The 1044-nt window shown below is 61.0% G+C and carries 1 pseudogene; it reads right to left on the reverse strand.

Going from position 1 to position 1044, the window contains the following annotated elements:
- Nucleotides 1-1044, reverse strand: a pseudogene (locus ACIOU6_RS27875) (NADH-quinone oxidoreductase subunit D); the annotation flags it as partial.

The raw sequence follows: 1044 nt of genomic DNA on the forward strand, positions 1-1044 counted from the left end.
CTGCAGCGTGCGCTCTTTGGGCGGCGGCGTGGTCAGCGGGTGATCCGCCTTGTAAGGGCCTTCCGGCATGTTGCGCATGCACTGGTCGATGATCTTGATGCTCTGGCGCATCTCTTCGACGCGGACCATGCAGCGGTCGTAGGCATCGCCGTTGGCGGCCAGCGGCACTTCGAACTCGAAGTTTTCGTAGCCGGAGTATGGACGCGCTTTACGCAGGTCGAAGTCGCAACCGGTCGAGCGCAGGCCCGCACCGGTGACGCCCCATTCCAGGGCCTCTTTGGTGTTGTACTGGGCAACGCCGATGGTGCGACCCTTGAGGATGCTGTTCTGCAGGGCTGCCTTGGTGTATTCGTCGAGGCGTTTTGGCAGCCATTCAACGAAATCTTTCACCAGTTTTTCCCAGCCGCGTGGCAGATCGTGCGCGACGCCACCGATGCGGTACCAGGCCGGGTGCAGGCGGAAACCGGTGATGGCTTCGATCACCGTGTACGCCTTCTGGCGGTCGGTGAAAGTGAAGAATACCGGGGTCATAGCGCCGACGTCCTGGATGTACGTACCCAGGAACAGCAGGTGGCTGGTGATCCGGAAGAACTCGGCCATCATGATGCGGATGACGTCGACCTTCTCGGGCACCTTGATGCCGGCCAGCTTTTCGACCGAGAGCACGTACGGCAGGTTGTTCATCACACCGCCGAGGTAGTCGATACGGTCGGTGTAAGGAATGAAGCTGTGCCATGACTGACGCTCAGCCATCTTCTCGGCACCACGGTGGTGGTAACCGATGTCAGGGACGCAGTCGACGATCTCTTCACCGTCCAGTTGCAGGATGATGCGGAAAGCACCGTGAGCCGAAGGGTGGTTCGGACCCAGGTTGAGGAACATGTAGTCCTCGTTCGGCCCGGAACGCTTCATGCCCCAGTCTTCAGGGCGGAAACGCGCGGCTTCTTCCTCAAGCTGTTGCTTGGCCAGGTTCAGGCTGTACGGATCGAATTCGGTGGCGCGCGCCACCCACAGCACCGGCATACGGGTGCGGGTCGACTGAGC

The sequence above is a fragment of the Pseudomonas sp. NPDC087615 genome (assembly GCF_044743445.1).
In the GTDB taxonomy this organism is placed as follows: Bacteria; Pseudomonadota; Gammaproteobacteria; order Pseudomonadales; family Pseudomonadaceae; genus Aquipseudomonas; species Aquipseudomonas baetica_A.